This is a genomic window from Cupriavidus sp. WS, from assembly GCF_000395345.1.
Taxonomy (GTDB): domain Bacteria; phylum Pseudomonadota; class Gammaproteobacteria; order Burkholderiales; family Burkholderiaceae; genus Cupriavidus; species Cupriavidus basilensis_B.
This window is the reverse complement of sequence record NZ_AQPL01000334.1, coordinates 1-18,107: the sequence shown is the minus strand read 5'-3', so window position 1 is coordinate 18,107 and position 18,107 is coordinate 1. Positions and strand designations below refer to the sequence as shown.

Sequence of the window (18,107 nt, the reverse complement as noted above, 5' to 3'; positions counted from 1 at the left end):
GGCCCGGCAGGCGCCGCCGGCCCGGCGGCTCAGCGCGGCCCCGCGCCGGCGGGCTTCAGCGGCGCCATTCGCGCTCGCGCCCGCGATCGTCGTACCGGTCGTGCTCGTGATCGTCATGGTGATCGCGCCAGCGCCGCTCGCGCCATTCGCGCTCACGCCAGGCCCGCTCGCGCCAGCCCGGGCCGTAGTAGCCCGGACCGTAGTAGCCGGGGCCCACCACCACGGGCGCCGGCGCGACGTACACGGGCGCCGGCGCATAGACCGGCGCGGGCTGGTAGACCGGGGCCGGCTGGTACACCGGGGCCGGCGCGACGTACACCGGCGCGGGCACGCCGATGCCGATGTCCACGTCGACGCGCGCGCTGGCCGCGCTCGAAGCCAGCGCGGTGGAAACCGCGACGGCGGCAAAGGTGCAAAGGGTGGCGATGTTTCGCACGGGGGCAGCTCCGGTTGGCAAGTGACTGCACTTTAGCCGGTCGCGCCGGCGCCAGGTATTAGCGGCCCAATACAACTGTGTCCGGGTGTAACGTCCACGCCCGGGTCCGCGCTCGGTTTGCCCCTACGCACTGCGCCACGGCATGCGCCGGCCCAGCCACGGCGCCAGCGCGGTGGTGGCCACGCCCAGCGCGATCAGCGCCAGCCCGGCCGACAGGTCGGCGGAGATGCGCTCGTGGAAGGCCGCCGCGGAGACGATCAGCCCGATCACCGGCACGCACAGCATGGCCACCGAGGTGGCCGCCGGCGGCAGCGCCTGCGTCATGTTCAGCACCACGATGAAAGTCAGCGCGGTGGCCAGCGGGCCGGTGTAGAACAGCAGCGGCCAGATCTCCGGGATGGACAGGAAATGCGGCGCGCCGTCGCGCAGCAGCGCCAGCAGCACCAGCGGCACCGAGGCCACGGCGGTCTCCCACGGAATCATGTCCGCGCCCAGGCGCACCGCGCGGCTGGCGCGCAGCTGGATGATGCTGAGCGACCACGCCAGCGAGGCGCCGAGCAGCATCGCCAGCCCCACCACCGTATGCAGCTGCCAGCCGCCCAGCGCCGGCGCCACCATCAGCGCGATGCCGGCGTAGCTCAGCCCGGTGGCGATCCACTGCGGGCGCGACAGCCGCTCCTTGAGCACCAGCGACGACAGCGGGATCACCCACACCGAGGTGGCATAGGCGATCACCGAGGCGCGCCCGGGCGGCACGTACTGCAGCGCCCACAGCGCCAGCGCGGTGAAGGCCGCCATCTGCAGCAGGCCCACGCCGATCACCAGCGGCCATTCCTGCCGGCTCGGCAGCCGCAGCCGGCGCAGCATGCCCAGCACCACGAAGCTGATCGCCGCGGCCGAGACGAAGCGCGCGGCGGCGAACCACAGCGGGCTGACGTGGGTCAGGCCCAGTTTCATCACCGGCCAGTTGCCGCCCCAGATCGCCACGGCGCAGGCCAGCGGAACGAACCGGCGCCATCCTTGTTGTGCTGCTTGCATGCTTCGACTCATATTGCTGTGCCGCCAGTGCGGAAACGTCCTTTGCGCCCGGCGCGCGAATGCACCTGGGCGACCCGGAAAGTCTACGTTCTGGTGCGCCGCAGCAAAAACCGAAGTTCGCTGCATGGATCGCGCATGGCGGCATAGAATGCCGTCATTCGATCGAACCGGAGTGCAACGTGCTGGAAGACCTGGAACTGGACGCCACCGATATCCGCATCCTCAACGAGCTGCAGCGCGACGCCAGCCTGACCAACGTGGAACTGGCCAGCCGCGTCAGCCTGTCGCCGTCGCCGTGCCTGGCGCGCGTCAAGCAACTGGAGAAGCGCGGCGTGATCTCGCGCCGGGTGACGCTGCTCGACGCGCGCCGCCTCGGGCTGAAGGTGGTGGTGTTCATCCAGGTCTCGCTGGACAAGCAGCGCCGCGAAAGCCTGGACGTGTTCGAGCGGCGCATCGCGGCGCTGCCGCAGGTGATGGAGTGCTACCTGATGTCGGGCGACGCCGATTACCTGCTGCGCGTGATCGTGCCCGACGTGGAGGCGCTGGAGCGGCTGATCATCGACCAGATCACGCGCATCCCCGGCGTGTCGAACATCCGCTCGAGCTTCGCGCTCAAGCAGGTGCTATACAGCACGGCGCTGCCGCTGGCCTAGTCCCGTCCCGCCTGTTGCCGGGCCTCCCGCGCGCACAGCGCCACCACGCTGTCGAGGCGCGTGTCGGCGCAGGCCACGGCGATGCCGCCGGCCAGCAGCGGCGCGGCCAGCCGCGTGAGCACGTTGCCGGGCGGCATCTCCACCGCCAGCCGCATGCCGCATTCGCGCGCCAGCAGCATGGTCTCGTGCCAGCGCACCGGCACGGCGAGATTGCGCGCGAGGTCGGCGGCGATGCGCGCCGGGTCGCGCAGCTCGCGCGCGGCGCTGGCGCTGAAGTAGCGCAGGCGCGGCCGCGCCACCGCGACGCCGGCGAAGGCGCGCTCCAACTCGGCGGCCTGCGCGTCGAGCAGCGCGCAGTGCGACGGCACGCTGATGGCCACCGGCTTGGCCGCGTGCGCGCCGGCGGCCAGCGCCAGTTCGGCCACGCGCGCCATTGCCGCCTCGGCGCCGGCGATCACGATCTGCATCGGCGCGTTGAAGTTGGCCAGGTAGACCGGCGCGGCCGGCGCGCATACCCGCGCCACGATGCGTTCGAGCGGCGCGCGCTCCAGCCCGAGGATGGCCGTCATGCCGTAGCCGCGCGGGTAGGCCTGCGCCATCAGCCGCGCGCGCAGCGCCACCAGCCGGACCGCGTCGGCATGCTCCAGCACGCCCGCGCACACGGCCGCCGCATAGGCGCCGATGGACAGGCCCGCCACCGCGTCGGGCCGCGCGCCTTCGGCCAGCAGGCAGCGGGCCGTGGCCACGCCGGCGGTCAGCAGGCAGAGCTGCACGGCCACGGTGGAGGCCAGCGCCGCCGCGCTGTCCAGCGCCAGCACGTCCTCGCCGAGCGCCGCGCTGGTCTCGGCCACGGTGGCGCGCGTGGCCGGGTGGTCGGGCAGCGCGTGCAGCATGCCGGCGCGCTGCGCGCCCTGGCCGGGGAAGGTGAACAGCGTGCTCATGGTGCTCATGGGCGTGCCGCCGGCGCCAGCCACGGGTCGTCGCACATGACCGGGCCATCCGCGGTCTTGAGCAGCACGCGCCCGCCCGTGCGCGCGCGCTCGCGCAGCGCGAACGCGCCGCGCGGCGTGCCGACCTGGATGTCGAGGCGGGGATCGTCGAGCAGCGCGATCAGCGCGCGCTCGGCGGGCGGCGCGAGCGGCGCGGCGGCGGTGACGAGCAGGTCGAGGTCGCTGCCCTCGTGCAGCAGGTCGAGGCCCGACGCGAGGCTGAAGCCCACGCTGCCGGCCACGCCCCAGTCCACCCGCATGGCGTCCAGCAGCGGCGCGGCGCGCGCGAGCGCGGCCAGCGCGGGCAGCGCCCGGCGCGGATGCTCGCGCCAGCGCGCCAGCCGCGCGATCATGCGCGGCGTGACGGCGCGCGCCACCTGCGCGGCGGGTAGCCACGCGGCGTGGCGCTGCGCGCGCGTGACGCCGCGCACGCCCACCGGGATGCGGCCGCGCGCATCGGCGCGCGCGCGCCGCACCACCAGCGGCGCCTGCGCCAGCCACGCGGCGCTCGCCCACGCGGGCAGCGCGCAGTCCGCGCGGTCCGCATGGTCCGCGCAGTCAGCAACGAAGGCGGCGGGATCGGCGAGCCACAGCAGGTCGTGCGGCAGCGGGGCGGATGCGGTCATGGCCTGCGGGCGCGGCGCGCGTCAGTCATCCCACTGCCGCGCCAGCACTTCGCGCACGCGGCCCGACGCCTGGCGGTTGGGTCCGCCCAGGCGGCTGCGCAGGTCGCGCTGCGGGTCGGCCAGGATGTCGGCGAGCGCGGCCAGCAGCGCGCCCTGCACGATATCGAGGTCGGCCGCATCGGGCGCGGCCGCGTGGCCCACGCGGATGCGCCGCCACAGCAGGCCCAGCGTGGCGTAGCTGCCGATGTCGTAGGCCATCGGCGGCACGCTGGCGGCGAACGTTTCCAGGTCTTCCACGCTGCGCATGGTGATGCGCGCGGCGGCCTGCTTGCCCATCGCGTGGACTTCCACGCCGGCGTCGTCGAGCGCGAGCAGGCGGTTGGCCTGGTAGCCGTGCGCGAGGAAGGCGCCCGACATGGCGGGCCCGACCAGCAGCGCGATGACCGGGTGCCCGCGCAGCCGCGCTTGCGCGTAGGCGCCGGCGGCGCCGGCCAGCGACTGGTGGATGCCGAACGCTTCCTCGCGCCGGCCATAGGCCTGGCTGGGCGTGTCGACGATGGCGACGACGGGCCGCTTGGTGGTGGCGTCGCGGTCGGCCTGCACCACCTCGTGCACGGCGCGCGCCAGCGACCAGCCTTCGATCACGCCGGCCTCGCCGTGGCGCGCGCGCGGCCACGCGCTGGCCGGGTCGGGCACCAGCGCGACGAAGCGCGCCGGCTGGCCGCCGAGGGCGGCATCGGCCACCTGCACGCTGGCCGGGTAGCCGGCCACGCGCGCGGCGTTGCCGCTCAGCGCGGCCAGCCAGGCGGCGCCGCGGCTGGCGGCGGGGTTTGCGGTCTCGGTTGCGATTGCGGTTGCGGTTGCGATATTCATGACGAAGCTCCGTCGGCGTAGATGTCGCGCACGGTCTGCGGCTCCGGCTGGCGCGCCGGATCGTACGACCGCAGCCGCGCCAGGTAATGCGCGTAGCGCTCGCTGCGGTGCGTGGCCGGCGGCCCGGCCGCCAGCAGCGCGCGCACGGTGGCGCGGATGGCCGCGCTGTCGTCTTCCACGTAGCGGTCCGCCAGCCCGGTGGCGATGCGCTGCTCGCCGCCGGTGAAGCTCCAGATGAACGGGCGGTCGCGCGAATCGTATTCGGCCACGCCGGCTTCCTGCTCGATCACGGCCGGGCCGTTGAGGCCGAGCCGCGCCTCGCGCGTGACCACCAGATAGCTGCACAGCCCGGCGGCGATCGACATGCCGCCGAAGCAGCCGACCTGCCCGGCGATCACGCCGACCACCGCCTGGTAGCGGCGCAGGTCGGCGATGCCCGCGTGGATCTCGGCGATGGCGGCGAGGCCGAGGTTGGCCTCCTGCAGGCGCACGCCGCCGGTCTCGAACAGGATCACCGCGCGCGTGGGCACGCCGCGGCGGTTGTCCTGCGCGGCCAGCTCCAGCGCGCCGGCGATCTTGGCGCCGCCGACCTCGCCCAGGCTGCCGCCCTGGAACGCGCCTTCGATGGCCAGCACCACGGCGCCGTGGCCGTCGATGCGGCCCTTGGCCACGATCACGCCGTCATCGGCCTGCGGCACCACGCCCTGGCGCGCCAGCCACGGCGACACCAGCCCGTCGAACGGGCCGGCCAGTTCGCGCACGGTCCCGGCATCGAGCAACGCATGCGCGCGGGCGCGCGCGCCCAGCTCGACGAAGCTCTCGCGTCCGAGCAGCGACGGATGGTTCATGGCTGCTCCTTGCTGTTGTCGTCGGCGGATGCGTCCAGCGCTTCGAACGCCTCGGCCAGGCGCATGCCGACCACGCCCGGCGTGGCGCCGAAGTCGTGGATGCGGATGCGCATGGCCGCGCGCGGCCCGGCCTTGAACACGCGCGCGAGCTGCGCGTCCCACACCTTGCCGTAGCCGTCCACCGAGGTGGTGACGTCGATCACGGTGGTGCCGGCGCTGCCGGGCTCGACCAGGACCTCGAGGTCGCCGGAGCCGACCACGCCGACCAGCACGCGGCGGCCGGCCGGCGCGCCGGCGGGATATTCGAACTGAAGCTGTTCCATTTACTTGTCTCCTTGCGGGCTGGCGGGGGCGGCGTCGAGCGATGCCATCGCCAGCGGCAGGCGGTCGAGGAAAAAGGTGGCGGCGAGCAGGTCGGCGGCGCCGCCGGGCGAGGCGTTGCAGGCCAGCATGCCGGCCTCCAGCGCGCGCAGCAGGCGGCGCCCGGGCAGCGTGGCGATGCCGCCGGCGGCCAGCACCCGCGCCGCGCCGGACTGCATCAGCGCCAGCCCGTCGCGGCCGGCGCGGGCCAGCACGCAGGTGTCGTCGAGCCGGCTCATGATCGCCAGCAGCGCGTTGACGCGTGCGCTCGGCTCGGCGTCGCCGCGCGCGCGGCTGCGCCGCAGCTCGGGCAGGCCGGCGCGCAGCACGTGCGGAAAGCCGGCCTGCGCCTGGCCGCGCGCGCCGCGCACGCCGTAGTCGAGGCAGGCGCGCTCGCCCTTGTGGCCGGTGCGCGCGGGGCGGTGGCGGTCGGGCAGGCGCGCCACGGCGCCGGCGGTGCGCGCCACGGCATGGGCGGAATGCGGCGAGCGGGTGGCGCGCGGCTGCTGGTGCCAGCCAGCGGCGCCGACCAGCAGGCCCAGGCTCCAGATCGCGCCGCGGTGCGTGTTGACGCCGCCGGTGGCGCGCATCATCGCGGCCTCCGCTTCGCGGCCCAGCGCGCCGAGCGTCTCGCGCAGCGCCACGCCGGGCCGCGCGGCCCGCAGGCCGGCGGCGGCCATCGCCGCGAAGGCGGGATGCAGCGCGCGCGCCGAGCGGCACATCAGGTCCAGGTCGAGGTCGGCATGGGCGCCGCTGCCGCGGCCGTCCACCAGGCCGGGCTTGGGCGACAGCGCGGCCTCGTCGAGCAGCGCGGCCACGGCGAGGTCGGCCAGCATGGCGGCGGCGGGCGGCAGGCCCGCATCGGGCCGCGCGAGCAGGGCGGGGCTTGCCATCACCAGCTCCTGAAGCGAGCCGGCGGCTGGTACAGCCCGCCCGACCAGTCGACCAGGTCGGCCATGCTTTTCGCCGCCAGCAGCGAGCGCGTGGCCTGGCTGCGCTGCACGCCGAGATCCTCGGGCAGCGCGATCAGGCCGTCGCTGCGCATGCGGCGCGTGGCGGCGGGGTCGTGGCGCAGGCCGACCGGCGTGACGCCGGCCACCGCCGCCAGCATGGCGCGGCGTTCCTCGAGCGAGCGCGCCTTGTACAGGTAGGCGATGCCTTCCTCGGTCAGCACGTGGGTGACGTCGTCGCCGTAGATCATCACCGGCGCCAGCGGCATGCCGCTGTCCCTGGCCACCTGCACCGCGTCGAGCGATTCGACGAAGGTCGGCTTGCCGCCGGCCTGGAAGGTCTCCACCATCTGCACCACCAGCTTGCGCCCGCGCGCGAGCGGATCCCCGGTCTCGATCAGGTCCAGCCACGCGGGCGTGGCATGGCGCCGCCCGCCCGGGTTGTGGCCCATGTTGGGCGCGCCGCCGAAGCCGGACAGGCGCCCGCGCGTGACCGTGGAGGAATGGCCGTCGCCGTCGATCTGCAGCGTGGAGCCGATGAACAGGTCCACCGCGTACTGGCCGGCGAGCTGGCAGAGCGCGCGGTTCGAGCGCAGCGAGCCGTCGGCGCCGGTGAAGAAGATGTCCGGGCGCGCGGCCACGTAGCCTTCCATGCCGAGCTCGCTGCCGAAGCTGTGCACGCTCTCCACCCAGCCCGACTCGATCGCGGGGATCAGCGTGGGGTGCGGGTTGAGTGCCCAGTGCTTGCAGATCTTGCCCTTGAGGCCGAGCGACTCGCCGTAGGTCGGCAGGATCAGCTCGATCGCCGCGGTGTTGAAGCCGATGCCGTGGTTGAGCGACTGCACTTGGTGGCGCTCGTAGATGCCGCGGATCGCCATCATCGCCATCAGCACGTGCACCGGCTTGATCAGGCGCGGGTCGCGCGTGAACAGCGGCTCGCAGAAGAAGGGCCGGTCGGCCTGCACCACGTAGTCGATCCACGAGCCGGGAATGTCCACGCGCGGCAGGCCGGCGGGGTCGTCCACGATCTCGTTGACCTGCGCCACCACGATGCCGTCGCGGAACGCGGCGGCTTCCACCAGCGCGGGCGTGTCCTCGGTGCTGGGGCCGGTGTAGAGGTTGCCGTCGCGGTCGGCCTTGTAGCCGGCGATCAGCACGATGTCCGGCGTGAGGTCGACGTAGAGCCGCGCGTACAGCTCGATATAGGTGTGGATGGCGCCGATCTCGAGCTGGCCGTCCTCGAGGAACTGCGAGATGCGCAGGCTCTGCGCGCCGGCGTAGGCGAAGTCCAGCTTGCGCGCGATGCCGCGCTCGAACAGGTCCAGGTGCTCGACCCGGCTGACGCTCGGGATGATCATGTGCAGGCCGTGCACCTTGGCCGGGTCCACCTCGGCCAACGCGCGCGAGAGGAAATCGGCCTGCTTCTGGTTGTTGCCTTCTAGCACCACGCGGTCGCCCGGCGCGGCGATGGCTTCGAGGAACGGGACGATGTCGGCGGTGGGCACCACGCGGCCGTTGGCGAAGGCCGCGCCGCGCGCCTGGCGCTGGCGCTTGCCGGCGCGGCGGGTGTCCCATTGTCGGTCGGTGGCTGGATTCGGCATCGCGTCTGCCCTGTGTGGTGGCTGGGAATGTCACCACGATAGGGGGCCGGCGCGGCGCAAGCAATGACGCCCGCCGCGGCATCGTTACTCCGGGCGTAAGTGTCGGCGCCGCCGCAGTTAGCGCCAGGCTAACGATCCGTCCGCCGGGTTGATTGATGCGCCCCGGCGGCCTGCCTAAGGTAGACCGTGACGGAAGCCCGCACGGCGCGGCGCGTTCCGCGCACCCGCAAAAACAGCCTGCGCGCAAGCACGCCGGCAGGCCATCTGGAGACAAGCACCATGATCATCTACGGAACCGCCTTGCTGGCGGTCTGCCATCTCGCCGGCCTGTTCCTCGGCGAACTGCTCGGCGTGGCCATCGGCGTCAAGGCCAACGTGGGCGGCGTCGGCATCGCCATGCTGCTGCTCATCGGCATCCGGCTGTGGCTGCACGGGCGCGGCCTGCTGCCGCGCGAGACCGAGGCCGGCGTGGGCTTCTGGGGCGCGATGTACATCCCGGTGGTGGTGGCGATGGCGGCGCAGCAGAACGTGGTCGCCGCGCTGCGCGGCGGGCCGGTCGCGCTGCTCGCCGCGTTCGGCGCGGTGCTGGTGTCGGCCGGCTGCATCGCCGTGCTGAGCCGCACCGGCGACCACGCGCCGCTGCCGCCGCTCGACACCGACGGCGCCGCCGTCTCCACGCACTGAGGAGCCGCCATCATGCACTCCATTCCGCACATGTTCCAGGCCGTGCTGCTGCAGAACGGCCTGGTCACGGCCTTCGCCGCGGTCGGCATCATCATGTGGCTGTCGTCGCGGCTGTCGCGCTGGCTGACCTTCGGCCGCGTGCACGGCTCGGCCATCGCCATCGTCATCGGCCTGCTGCTGGCCTACTACGGCGGCATCGTCACCGGCAAGGAAAAGGGCCTGGCCGACCTCTCGCTGTTCTCCGGCATCGGCCTGATGGGCGGCGCCATGCTGCGCGACTTCGCCATCGTCGCCACCGCGTTCGAGGTGCAGGTCACGGAAGCGCGCAAGGCCGGGCTGGTGGGCGCGGTCTCGCTGCTGCTCGGCACCGTGCTGCCGTTCATCGTCGGCGCGGCGGTGGCGCGCGCGTTCGGCTACAGCGACGCGGTCAGCATGACCACCATCGGCGCCGGCGCCGTGACCTACATCGTCGGGCCGGTCACGGGCGCGGCGCTCGGCGCCAGTTCCGACGTGATCGCGCTGAGCATCGCCACCGGTCTCATCAAGGCCATCATCGTGATGGTCGGCACGCCGATGGCGGCCGGCTTCCTCGGCCTGAACAACCCGCGCGCGGCGATGGTGTTCGGCGGGCTGGCCGGCACCGTCAGCGGCGTCTCGGCCGGGCTGGCCGCGACCGACCGCCGGCTGGTGCCCTACGGCGCGCTGGTCGCCACGTTCCACACCGGGCTGGGCTGCCTGCTGGGGCCGTCGCTGCTGTTCCTGGCCACCAAGGCGGTGGTCGGCTAGCCTTCGCGCTCGCGCATCGCCAGCCGGCACACCGCGGCCAGCGCGAGCAGGTTGGGGTCGCGCTCGCGCCGGCGCAGGAAGCTCAGGCCGATGCGCTGGCGCAGCCGGTATTGCGGCGACAGCGGGATCAGCGTCACCTTGTGCGGCAGCATGTCGCGCACGCGCCCCGGCAGCAGCGCGTAGCCCACGCCGCCGCTCACGAGGTTCATCAGCGAGAAGATGTCGCCGGTCTTCATCACCACCTTGGGCGTGAAGCCGGCGATGCGGAAGGCTTCCACGAAGCCCTGGAAGGTGACGAAGCCTTCGCTGAGCGAGACGAAGGCTTCGTCGCGGCAGGCGTGTAGGTCGACCGACGCCTGGCGCGCGTAGGCCGACTCGGCCGGCGCGGCGAAGTGGATCTCGTCCTCGAACAGCGCGATCGACTCGACCTCCGGGTCGGGCTCGGGCACCGCCATCAGCGCCGCGTCGATGGCGCCCTGCTTGAGCTTGAACAGCAGGTCGGCGTTGGAGCCGAGCACCAGCTCGGGCTGCAGTTCCGGGCGCCGCAGCTTGATGCCCATCACCACTTCCGGCACGGTGCGGATGGTCAGCGAATACAGCGAGCCGATCTTGAGGTGGTCGGCCGAATAGCCGGCCGCCTCGCGCGTGGCGCGGATGCCGTCGGACATGGTCTTGATCACTTCGCCGGCGATCTCGGCCAGCACGTGCGCGGCCTCGGTGGGAATCAGGCTGCGCCCCTCGTGGCGGAACAGCGCGCAGCGCATGCCTTCCTCGAGCGAGTGCAGCGCGCGGTGCACGCTGACCGCGCTCACGTCCAGCGCCTCGGCGGCCTTGGCGAGGTTGCCGGCTTCCATGTACGCGAGCAGGACTTCGAGCTTGCGGAAGGTGATCTCTTCGTTGATGCGGTTGCGCATGGGGATGCGGACAGGGCGGCGGGCGGTGGCGATGCGGGCCATGATAACCAGATTCGCGCACCGCGGCGGGTCCGGCGCCGCGGTGCGCGGGGAACGCGGCGCGGGTGTGGCGGTGGCGTGGCGGCGTGGACGGAAGGGCGGCGCGGGCGCGGATGCCTGCCCCCCCCACAAAACCCCTTCCGTTGGAATGGTTAGCAGGATAATAGTTTGCAACCTAACTATATGGTTGCTATCATTCCCTCCATGCCCCCGCTCGACGCCCTCCGTTTCGCCTTCACTGGCCAGCTCATGCTGGCCGGCCGCCAATGGCGTCACATCTCGCAGGGCGCGGTGACCGCCTACGGCATCTCCGCCGCCGCGGCCGGGCCGCTGCTGTTCATCCGCCGCCTCGGCGGCGGTGTGCGGCAGGTCACGCTGGCCGACTACGTGGGGCTGGAAGGCGCGTCGCTGGTGCGGCTGGTCGACCAGCTTTCCGCCGCGGGCCTGGTGCGCCGCGAGGTCGACGCCAATGACCGCCGCGCCAACGCGCTGTGGCTGACCGACGCCGGCGAGGAACTCGCCACCAAGATCGAGGCCGAGCTCAAGCAGTTGCGCGCGGATGTCTTCGCGGGCCTGACCGAGCAGGATTTCGAAGGCGCGCTGCGCGTGCTCGACGCGCTCTCGCGCGCGGCCGCCGCCGCGGGCGGCAATGCCGGCAACATCACCATCTCCGGCCTCACGGAATCCTGACGGCAATGATGACCTGGCCTTCCGGAAGAGACTGGCTCTTTTCCTTCAAAGCCTTCGTGGCCGCCATGCTGGCGCTGTTCATCGCGCTCTATCTTGGCCTGCCGCGCCCGTACTGGGCGATGGCTTCCGTCTATATCGTGGCGCACCCGCTGACCGGCGCGACGCGCTCCAAGGCGCTGTACCGCGTGCTCGGCACGCTGCTGGGCGCGGCCGCCGCCGTGGTCATGGTGCCCACGCTGGTCAACGCGCCGGCGCTGCTGATGGCGGCGGTGGCGGTGTGGACCGGCGTGCTGCTGTACGTGGCGCTGCTGCACCGCACGCCGCGCAGCTACGTCTTCATGCTGGCGGCCTACACGCTGCCGCTGGTGGCGCTGCCTTCGGTCAACGACCCCGGCGGCATCTTCGACATCGCCGTGGCGCGCGCCGAGGAAATCTGCATCGGCATCCTGTGCGCCAGCGTGGTCGGCTCGCTGCTGTTCCCGGCCGACGTGGCCACGGTGCTGCGCCAGCGCTCGGCCCAGTGGCTCGGCGACGCCGCGCTGTGGGCCACCGACATGCTGTGCGCGGACGCCGCCGCCAAGGTCTCGCGCCACCACAGCCGGCACCGGCTGGCGGCCGACATCCTGGCGCTGGACCAGCTCATCAGCCAGCTTTCCTACGACACCGAGACCGCCGCGCGCGTGCGGCAGGCGCAGGAGCTGCGCGGGCGCATGACCATGCTGCTGCCGGTGCTGTCGTCGCTGGCGGCGGTGGTGGAAGCCCTGCACCAGAACCCGGCCGGCATGCCCGGGCGGCTGTCGCGCAACATGGCGCGGGTGCAGAAGTGGATCGCCGGCGGCGCGCAGGCGCCGCTGCCCGAGCTGGAGCTGCCGCAGGCGTCGCCGATGGCGGACGCGCAGGCCCGGCTCGATGCCACGGAGGCCAGCGATGGTGCCGAGGGCGCCGAAGGCGCGCGCGGCCCGGACTGGCACGACGCGCTGGCCGCCACCGCCGAGGGCCGCCTGCGCGAGCTGATGGAGCTGTGGCAGGACTGCGTGGCATTGCAGCGCCGCGTCGGCGCGGCCGCGCCGGAAGCGGAGTGGACGCCGGCGTTCCGGCGCTGGGAAGTCGGCGCCGCGCGCCACTACGACCACGGCATGCTGCTGTTTTCCACGGTGACGGTGGCGCTGGCCATCTTCAGCATGGGCATGATCTGGATCTGGTCCGGCTGGGCCGACGGCGCCGGCGCGGTGGCGCTGGGCGCGGTCGCCTGCTGCTTCTTCGCGGCGCTGGACGAGCCCGCGCCGATGATCCATTCGTTCTTCACCTGGAACGTGGTGTGCCTGGTGATCGCCACCATCTACCTGTTCCTGGTGCTGCCCAACGCGCACGACTTCGAGATGCTGGTGCTGATGTTCTCCGCGCCCTACCTGGCGATCGGCGTGCTGATGGCGCAGCCGCGGCTGGCCCTGATCGGCCTGCCGCTGGCGGTCATCACGGCCAACGACATCGGCATCCAGGGCGCCTACAGCGCGGACTTCCAGGCCTTCTTCAACGGCAACGTGGCCGGTATCGCGGGCATCCTGTTCGCGCTGATCTGGACCCTGGTGTTCCGCCCGTTCGGCACCCGGGTGGCGGCGCGCCGGCTGGTGCGCGCGAGCTGGGACGACATCGCCCGCAACGCCACCGGGCGCGAGCCCGGCGAGCACGCCCACCTGCGCGCGCGCATGCTGGACCGCCTGGCGCAACTGGTGCCGCGGCTGGCCGCCAGCGAGAGCGAGCTGTCCACCGACGGCTTCTCCGAAGTGCGCGTGGAGCTGAGCACGCTGGCATTGCAGCGCGAGATGCCGGACCTGGCGCCGGACCACCAGCATGCCGTGCGGCGCGTGCTGCATGGCGTGGCCAGCTACTACCAGGCGCGCCTCGACGCGCGCGCCGAGGCGCCGCCGCAGGTGCTGCGCGAGCGCATGGGCAAGGCCATCCGCGCCGTCGCCACGCGCGCCGACCACGCCTCGCGCGAGGCGTTCGCGGCGCTGGTGGAGATGCATGTGGCGCTGTTCGCCGCGGCGCCGCCGGCACCGCTGCCGCCGCCGTCCGGTCCGGCCGGGAGCCGATGATGGTCATGGCAATGAATAACCGTTACCCACGCGGAGGCGCGCAATGAGCGGCGAGATCGACGTCTACGGCGTGTTTGTCCCGAGCCTACTGGCATGGATGCTGGTGGCTTTCCTGATTACCGCCTGCGCGCGCGCCGTGCTGGCGCGCACGGGCTTTTACCGGCTGGTCTGGCACCGGTCGCTGTTCAATCTGGCGTTTTACGTGATCGTGCTGGGTGGCGTCGTCTACCTCGCGCATCGGCTGCAGTCATGAAACTGAATCTTCGCACGCTCGGACCTGTGGTCCTTACCCTCGTCGTCACCGCGGTCGCGGTGGTCGTTGTCAAGCACCTGTGGGACTACTACACCATCGCGCCGTGGACGCGCGACGGCCACGTGCGCGCCGACGTGGTGCAGATCGCGCCGGACGTGTCGGGCCTCGTGACCAAGGTGCTGGTCAAGGACAACCAGCTCGTGCGGCGCGGCCAGCCGCTGTTCGAGATCGACCGCGACCGCTTCGCGCTGGCGCTGCAGCAGGCGCAGGCCACGCTGGCCGCGCAGAGCGCCACGCTGGCACAGGCGCGGCGCGAGTCGCGCCGCAGCCAGACGCTCTCGGAAGTGGTCTCCAAGGAAGTGGTGGAAGAAGGCCTGGCCAAGGTCCAGCAGGGCGAGGCCGCCGTGCAGCAGGCGCAGGCCGCGGTCGACCTGGCGCGCCTGAACCTGACGCGCACCAGCGTGCTCAGCCCGGTGGACGGCTACGTCAACGACCGCCTGCCGCGCCTGGGCGACTACGTCACCACCGGCCGCCCGGTGCTGTCGATGGTGGACGCCAACTCGTTCCACGTGGAAGGCTATTTCGAGGAAACCAAGCTGCACGGCATCCACATCGGCAACCCGGTGGACATCCGCATCATGGGCGAGTCGCGCGTGCTGCACGGCCACGTGCAGAGCATCGCCGCCGGCATCGAGGACCGCGACCGCACCAACGGCTCGAACCTGCTGCCCAACGTCAACCCGACCTTCAACTGGGTGCGGCTGGCGCAGCGCATCCCGGTGCGCATCGTGCTGGACGAGCCGCCGCCCGACCTGCGCCTGGTGGCGGGCCGCACCGCCACCGTGTCGGTGCGCGAGGCGCGCGCGCAAGGACCGGCGCAGGGTCCGGCGCAAGAGAGCGGCAAGGCCGCCTCGGCGCCGGCCGCGGCCAGCCAGGGAGCGGCGCGATGAACGCGCTGCGCCTGGCCCTGCTGCCGGCGCTGGTGCCGCTGCTGTTCGCGTGCACCACGGTGGGCCCCGACTACCGCGTGCCGGACGATGCCGCCATCCATGCGCCGGCCGCCAACGGCGCGCTGCTCGGCGCCGACAACGCGGCCGTCTCCGTCGGCGAGGTGCCGGACGGCTGGTGGCGCCTGTACGACGACCCGAAGCTCGACCAGCTCGTGCAGCAGGCGCTGGCCGCCAACACCGACCTGCGCGTGGCCTCGGCCAACCTCAAGCGCGCCATCGCGGTCTATCACGAGGTGGAGTCGGAAAACCTGCCGCAGGGCGCCTTCGGCGCCAGCGTGGCGCGCGGGCAGATCGCCGGCGAGCCGCTGCTGCACGAAGAGAAGATCCCGGTGTTCAACTTCGGCGACGTGGGGCTCAACGTCTCCTACCTGATCGACTTCTTCGGCAAGCTGGCGCGCGCGGACGAAGCCGCGCTGGCCGGCGCGCAGGCCAGCGCCGCCGCGCTCGACCAGGCCCGCGTGGTGGTAGCGGCCGAGACCGTGCGCGCCTACGTGCAGGGCTGCGCCGCCACGCACGAGCTCGAAGTGGCCGAGCACCAGCTCGTGCTGCAGAACCGCGGCGTGGAGATCGCCCGCAAGATGGTCGAGGCCGGCCGCGGCCAGCCGGTCGACCTGCTGCGCGCCGAGGCCCAGTCCGACGCGCTGCGCGCCAACCTGCCGCGCTTCAAGGCCGAGCAGGACGGCGCGGCCTATCGTCTCGCGGTGATGCTGGGCAAGCCGCCCACCGCGGAGTCGCGCGCCGAATACGCCTGCCATGAGGAGCCGCGCCTGACCCGGCCGCTGCCGGTGGGCGACGGCGCCGCGCTGCTCAAGCGCCGGCCCGACGTGCGCCAGGCCGAGCGCGAGCTGGCCGCCGCCACGGCGACGATCGGCGTGGCCACGGCGGACCTGTACCCGTCCATCCGCATCGGCGCCTCCACCGGCCTGAGCGGCATTCTCGACCACCTCGGCCAGGGCCAGACCGCGCACTGGACCGTGGGCCCGCTCATCACCTGGAACCTGCCGACCAACGGCACGCGCGCGCGCATCCACGGCACCGAGGCCGGCGCCGAGGCCGCGCTGGCGCATTTCGACGGCGTGGTGCTCAAGGCGCTGCGCGAGACCCAGACCGCGCTGAGCAGCTACACGCGCGAGCTGGAGCGCGCCGGCGCGCTGCGCGACGCGCGCGACAAGGCCAGCGAGGCCGCGCGCCAGAACCGCCAGCTCTACCAGGCCGGCCGCTCGCCGTACCTGTCCAGCCTCGACGCGGACCGCACGCTGGCCAGCACCGAGGCCCAGCTCGCCGCGGCGCAAAGCCAGGTCGCGCTCGACCAGATCAGCCTGTTCCTCGCGCTCGGCGGCGGCTGGCAGGGCGCGCCCAAGGTCGAAGCGCATACAATGGGCGAGCGCTGAGCCGGCCTGCCTTCGGTCCGGCCGGCCGGTCTCTCATTATTCGAAGCACAACATGGCAATCACTCCTTTCCCCCATTCCCGTTTTTCCCTCGGCAAGACGCTGGCCGCGGCCGTGGCCGCGCTCGGCATCGCCGCCTCGGGCGCCGCGCTGGCGCAGGAGCAGGCCGTGCGCGTGGGCACCGTCAGCGGCCCCGACGCGCAGGTCTGGCAGGTGGTCCAGAAAGTGGCCAGGCGCAACGGCCTCGACGTCAAGGTCGTGGAGTTCAACGACTACGTGCAGCCCAACGCCGCGCTCGACGCCGGCGACCTCGACGCCAACAGCTTCCAGCACCAGCCGTACCTCGACAGCCAGATCAAGCAGCGCGGCTACAAGATGACGAGCGTGGGCTACACCTACATCTCGCCGCTGGGCATCTACTCGCAGAAGCTCAAGTCGCCCAAGGACCTGCCGCAGGGCGCCAAGGTGGCGGTGCCCAACGACCCGTCCAACGAGAACCGCGCGCTGCTGCTGCTGGCCGCGCAGGGCGTGATCAAGCTCAAGCCCGGCGTGGGCAGCAACGGCGTCAACGCCACGCCGCTGGACGTGAGCGACAACCCGAAGAAGCTGAAGCTCGTCGAGCTCGACGCGGCGCAGCTCGCGCGCGCGCTGCCCGACGTGGCCGCGGCCGTGATCAACACCAACTACGCGCTGGCCGCCGGCCTGCAGCCGCTGCGCAACGCCATCGCGCTGGAAGACATCCACAGCCCGTACGCCAACATCATCGTGGTGCGCACGCAGGACAAGGACAAGCCGTGGGTGAAGAAGCTGGTGGCGGCGTACCAGTCGGAGGAAGTGCGCCAGTTCATGAAGAGCGAGTTCAAGGGCGCGATGGTGCCGTCGTTCTGAGCTGTCGGGTTTGACGGGCGGGCGCGGCGCATTCGCGGGCGCCTGCCCTCTCCCGCAGGCGGGAGAGGGGAGCAAACCTGAAGCGATTGACGAAGCCCGCGAACGGGCCCACGCCGCGCGAGCTGGCCCAAGCAAGGTGTCCTCCCTCTCCCCTCACGGGGAGAGGGCCGGGGAGAGGGGCGGTTCGGCCGGGAGCCACATCAAGCGAAGCCAACGGTGTTACCCAACACACCAGCCCCATCCGGCACCCCCGCCAATTTAGGACAAGTCCTAAATACGGCGCACTCCCCCGCACGTACACTGGGAACCGATGCGCACGAGCCACCTCGGCCCGCGCCGGAACCGCTCCTCCACCATCGGACGCCATGTACGCAAAACTCCTCCTCCCAGCCCTTCTCGTCCTCGCCCTCGGCGCCTGCGGCAAGTCCGCGCCCGACGCGCAGGGCACGGCCCCGGCATCGGCCGCCGCGCAGCCGGCGACCGCGATCTCGGTGGACGCCATCGCCGCCGCGACCAAGGGATTCAGCGCCGGCAACCTGCTCAGCGCGAAGAAGGTCTACGTTTTCTTCGACCCGCAGTGCCCGCATTGCGGCGAGCTGTGGAAGGCCGCCACGCCGCTGATGTCCTCGGTGCATTTCACCTGGATCCCGGTGGCGCTGCTGACGCCGGAGCGCTCCGCGCAGCAGGGCGCCGCACTGCTCGACAGCAAGGACGCGGTGAAGACCATGAACAGCCACGAGGCCACGCTGGCGACCGCGCAGCGCGGGCTCGACACCGCCGGCATGGCGCTGCCCGAGCAGGCGCTGGCGCAGGTCAAGGCCAATACCGAATACTTCCTGCGGCTGGGCATCACCAGCGTGCCGTTCGTCGTGTTCGCGGGCGAGGGCGGGCAGGCGCAGACCTTCGAGGGCGCGCTGTCCACCGATGCCCTGAAGGCCCGCCTCGGCGTCTGAGGCGGCGCGGCGGATTGCCACATGCGGCAAT

20 protein-coding genes are annotated in these 18,107 nt (G+C 72.5%); 10 read left to right on the top strand and 10 right to left on the bottom strand.

The genetic code is table 11. The features are described 5' to 3' along the window. Positions 1 to 55: 55 nt before the first annotated feature. Both K206_RS0125385 and K206_RS0125380 read right to left on the bottom strand, forming a co-directional pair. The gene (locus K206_RS0125385) at positions 56 to 436 is read right to left on the bottom strand and encodes a hypothetical protein (RefSeq protein WP_020205193.1); all 381 of its coding nucleotides are present in this window, start codon (positions 434 to 436) and stop codon (positions 56 to 58) included. Between the two features lie 123 nt (positions 437 to 559). Continuing rightward, positions 560 to 1,474 (bottom strand): DMT family transporter, encoded by a 915-nt coding sequence (locus tag K206_RS0125380; protein ID WP_029044073.1) that lies wholly within the window; start codon positions 1,472 to 1,474, stop codon positions 560 to 562. Positions 1,475 to 1,656: 182 nt separating this feature from the next. Here K206_RS0125380 and K206_RS0125375 point away from each other — a divergent pair, with 182 nt between their 5' ends. Then, the gene (locus K206_RS0125375) at positions 1,657 to 2,127 is read left to right on the top strand and encodes an Lrp/AsnC family transcriptional regulator (RefSeq protein ID WP_029044072.1); all 471 of its coding nucleotides are present in this window, start codon (positions 1,657 to 1,659) and stop codon (positions 2,125 to 2,127) included. On the opposite strand, the gene mdcH is transcribed toward K206_RS0125375, so the two are convergent. The 7 genes from mdcH to mdcA are packed head-to-tail and all read right to left on the bottom strand — an operon-like array spanning position 2,124 to position 8,374. Beyond that, on the bottom strand, positions 2,124 to 3,068 hold the full coding sequence (gene mdcH / locus K206_RS0125370; RefSeq protein WP_043367084.1) for a malonate decarboxylase subunit epsilon: 945 nt from the start codon (positions 3,066 to 3,068) through the stop codon (positions 2,124 to 2,126). The two genes, K206_RS0125375 and mdcH, sit on opposite strands and share 4 nt — an antisense overlap. A 5-nt stretch (positions 3,069 to 3,073) precedes the next feature. Next, complete coding sequence (locus K206_RS0125365; protein WP_020205189.1) at positions 3,074 to 3,742, bottom strand: malonate decarboxylase holo-ACP synthase; 669 nt, start codon at positions 3,740 to 3,742, stop codon at positions 3,074 to 3,076. 21 nt (positions 3,743 to 3,763) lie between these two features. Then, on the bottom strand, positions 3,764 to 4,615 hold the full coding sequence (gene mdcE, locus K206_RS0125360; protein ID WP_020205188.1) for a biotin-independent malonate decarboxylase subunit gamma: 852 nt from the start codon (positions 4,613 to 4,615) through the stop codon (positions 3,764 to 3,766). After that, positions 4,612 to 5,463, bottom strand: a complete 852-nt coding sequence (locus tag K206_RS0125355) for a biotin-independent malonate decarboxylase subunit beta (protein WP_020205187.1) — start codon at positions 5,461 to 5,463, stop codon at positions 4,612 to 4,614. The genes mdcE and K206_RS0125355 overlap by 4 nt, the downstream gene beginning before the upstream one ends. Next, complete coding sequence (locus K206_RS0125350) at positions 5,460 to 5,786, bottom strand: malonate decarboxylase subunit delta (RefSeq protein WP_020205186.1); 327 nt, start codon at positions 5,784 to 5,786, stop codon at positions 5,460 to 5,462. Before K206_RS0125350 ends, K206_RS0125355 begins: the two co-directional genes overlap by 4 nt. Further along, the gene (locus K206_RS39255; protein ID WP_020205185.1) at positions 5,787 to 6,716 is read right to left on the bottom strand and encodes a triphosphoribosyl-dephospho-CoA synthase; all 930 of its coding nucleotides are present in this window, start codon (positions 6,714 to 6,716) and stop codon (positions 5,787 to 5,789) included. It lies immediately after the preceding gene. After that, complete coding sequence (gene mdcA / locus K206_RS0125340) at positions 6,716 to 8,374, bottom strand: malonate decarboxylase subunit alpha (RefSeq protein WP_020205184.1); 1,659 nt, start codon at positions 8,372 to 8,374, stop codon at positions 6,716 to 6,718. Before mdcA ends, K206_RS39255 begins: the two co-directional genes overlap by 1 nt. Positions 8,375 to 8,653: 279 nt before the next feature. On the opposite strand from mdcA, the gene madL reads away from it, so the two are divergent. Then, on the top strand, positions 8,654 to 9,058 hold the full coding sequence (gene madL / locus K206_RS0125335; RefSeq protein WP_020205183.1) for a malonate transporter subunit MadL: 405 nt from the start codon (positions 8,654 to 8,656) through the stop codon (positions 9,056 to 9,058). Between the two features lie 12 nt (positions 9,059 to 9,070). After that, positions 9,071 to 9,844, top strand: coding sequence for a malonate transporter subunit MadM (gene madM / locus K206_RS0125330; RefSeq protein ID WP_020205182.1), 774 nt, complete (start codon positions 9,071 to 9,073; stop codon positions 9,842 to 9,844). Here madM and K206_RS0125325 read toward each other — a convergent pair. Next, positions 9,841 to 10,758, bottom strand: coding sequence for a LysR family transcriptional regulator (locus tag K206_RS0125325; protein ID WP_029044070.1), 918 nt, complete (start codon positions 10,756 to 10,758; stop codon positions 9,841 to 9,843). The two genes, madM and K206_RS0125325, sit on opposite strands and share 4 nt — an antisense overlap. 243 nt (positions 10,759 to 11,001) lie before the next feature. On the opposite strand from K206_RS0125325, the gene K206_RS0125320 reads away from it, so the two are divergent. The 7 genes from K206_RS0125320 to K206_RS0125290 all read left to right on the top strand — a co-directional run bounded on the left by K206_RS0125320 (position 11,002) and on the right by K206_RS0125290 (position 18,076). Then, the gene (locus tag K206_RS0125320; RefSeq protein WP_020423897.1) at positions 11,002 to 11,487 is read left to right on the top strand and encodes a MarR family winged helix-turn-helix transcriptional regulator; all 486 of its coding nucleotides are present in this window, start codon (positions 11,002 to 11,004) and stop codon (positions 11,485 to 11,487) included. 5 nt (positions 11,488 to 11,492) lie between these two features. After that, positions 11,493 to 13,583 (top strand): FUSC family protein, encoded by a 2,091-nt coding sequence (locus K206_RS0125315; protein WP_020205179.1) that lies wholly within the window; start codon positions 11,493 to 11,495, stop codon positions 13,581 to 13,583. A 43-nt stretch (positions 13,584 to 13,626) separates the two neighbouring features. Beyond that, positions 13,627 to 13,836, top strand: coding sequence for a DUF1656 domain-containing protein (locus K206_RS0125310; RefSeq protein WP_020205178.1), 210 nt, complete (start codon positions 13,627 to 13,629; stop codon positions 13,834 to 13,836). Next, positions 13,833 to 14,786 (top strand): HlyD family secretion protein, encoded by a 954-nt coding sequence (locus K206_RS0125305; RefSeq protein ID WP_029044069.1) that lies wholly within the window; start codon positions 13,833 to 13,835, stop codon positions 14,784 to 14,786. The genes K206_RS0125310 and K206_RS0125305 overlap by 4 nt, the downstream gene beginning before the upstream one ends. After that, a complete protein-coding gene (locus K206_RS0125300) occupies positions 14,783 to 16,237 on the top strand; it encodes an efflux transporter outer membrane subunit (RefSeq protein WP_020205176.1) in 1,455 nt (484 codons plus the stop codon). Before K206_RS0125305 ends, K206_RS0125300 begins: the two co-directional genes overlap by 4 nt. Positions 16,238 to 16,289: 52 nt before the next feature. Then, a complete protein-coding gene (locus K206_RS0125295) occupies positions 16,290 to 17,123 on the top strand; it encodes a MetQ/NlpA family ABC transporter substrate-binding protein (protein WP_020205175.1) in 834 nt (277 codons plus the stop codon). 365 nt (positions 17,124 to 17,488) lie between these two features. Beyond that, positions 17,489 to 18,076, top strand: a complete 588-nt coding sequence (locus K206_RS0125290; RefSeq protein WP_020205174.1) for a thioredoxin fold domain-containing protein — start codon at positions 17,489 to 17,491, stop codon at positions 18,074 to 18,076. Positions 18,077 to 18,107 lie beyond the last annotated feature (31 nt).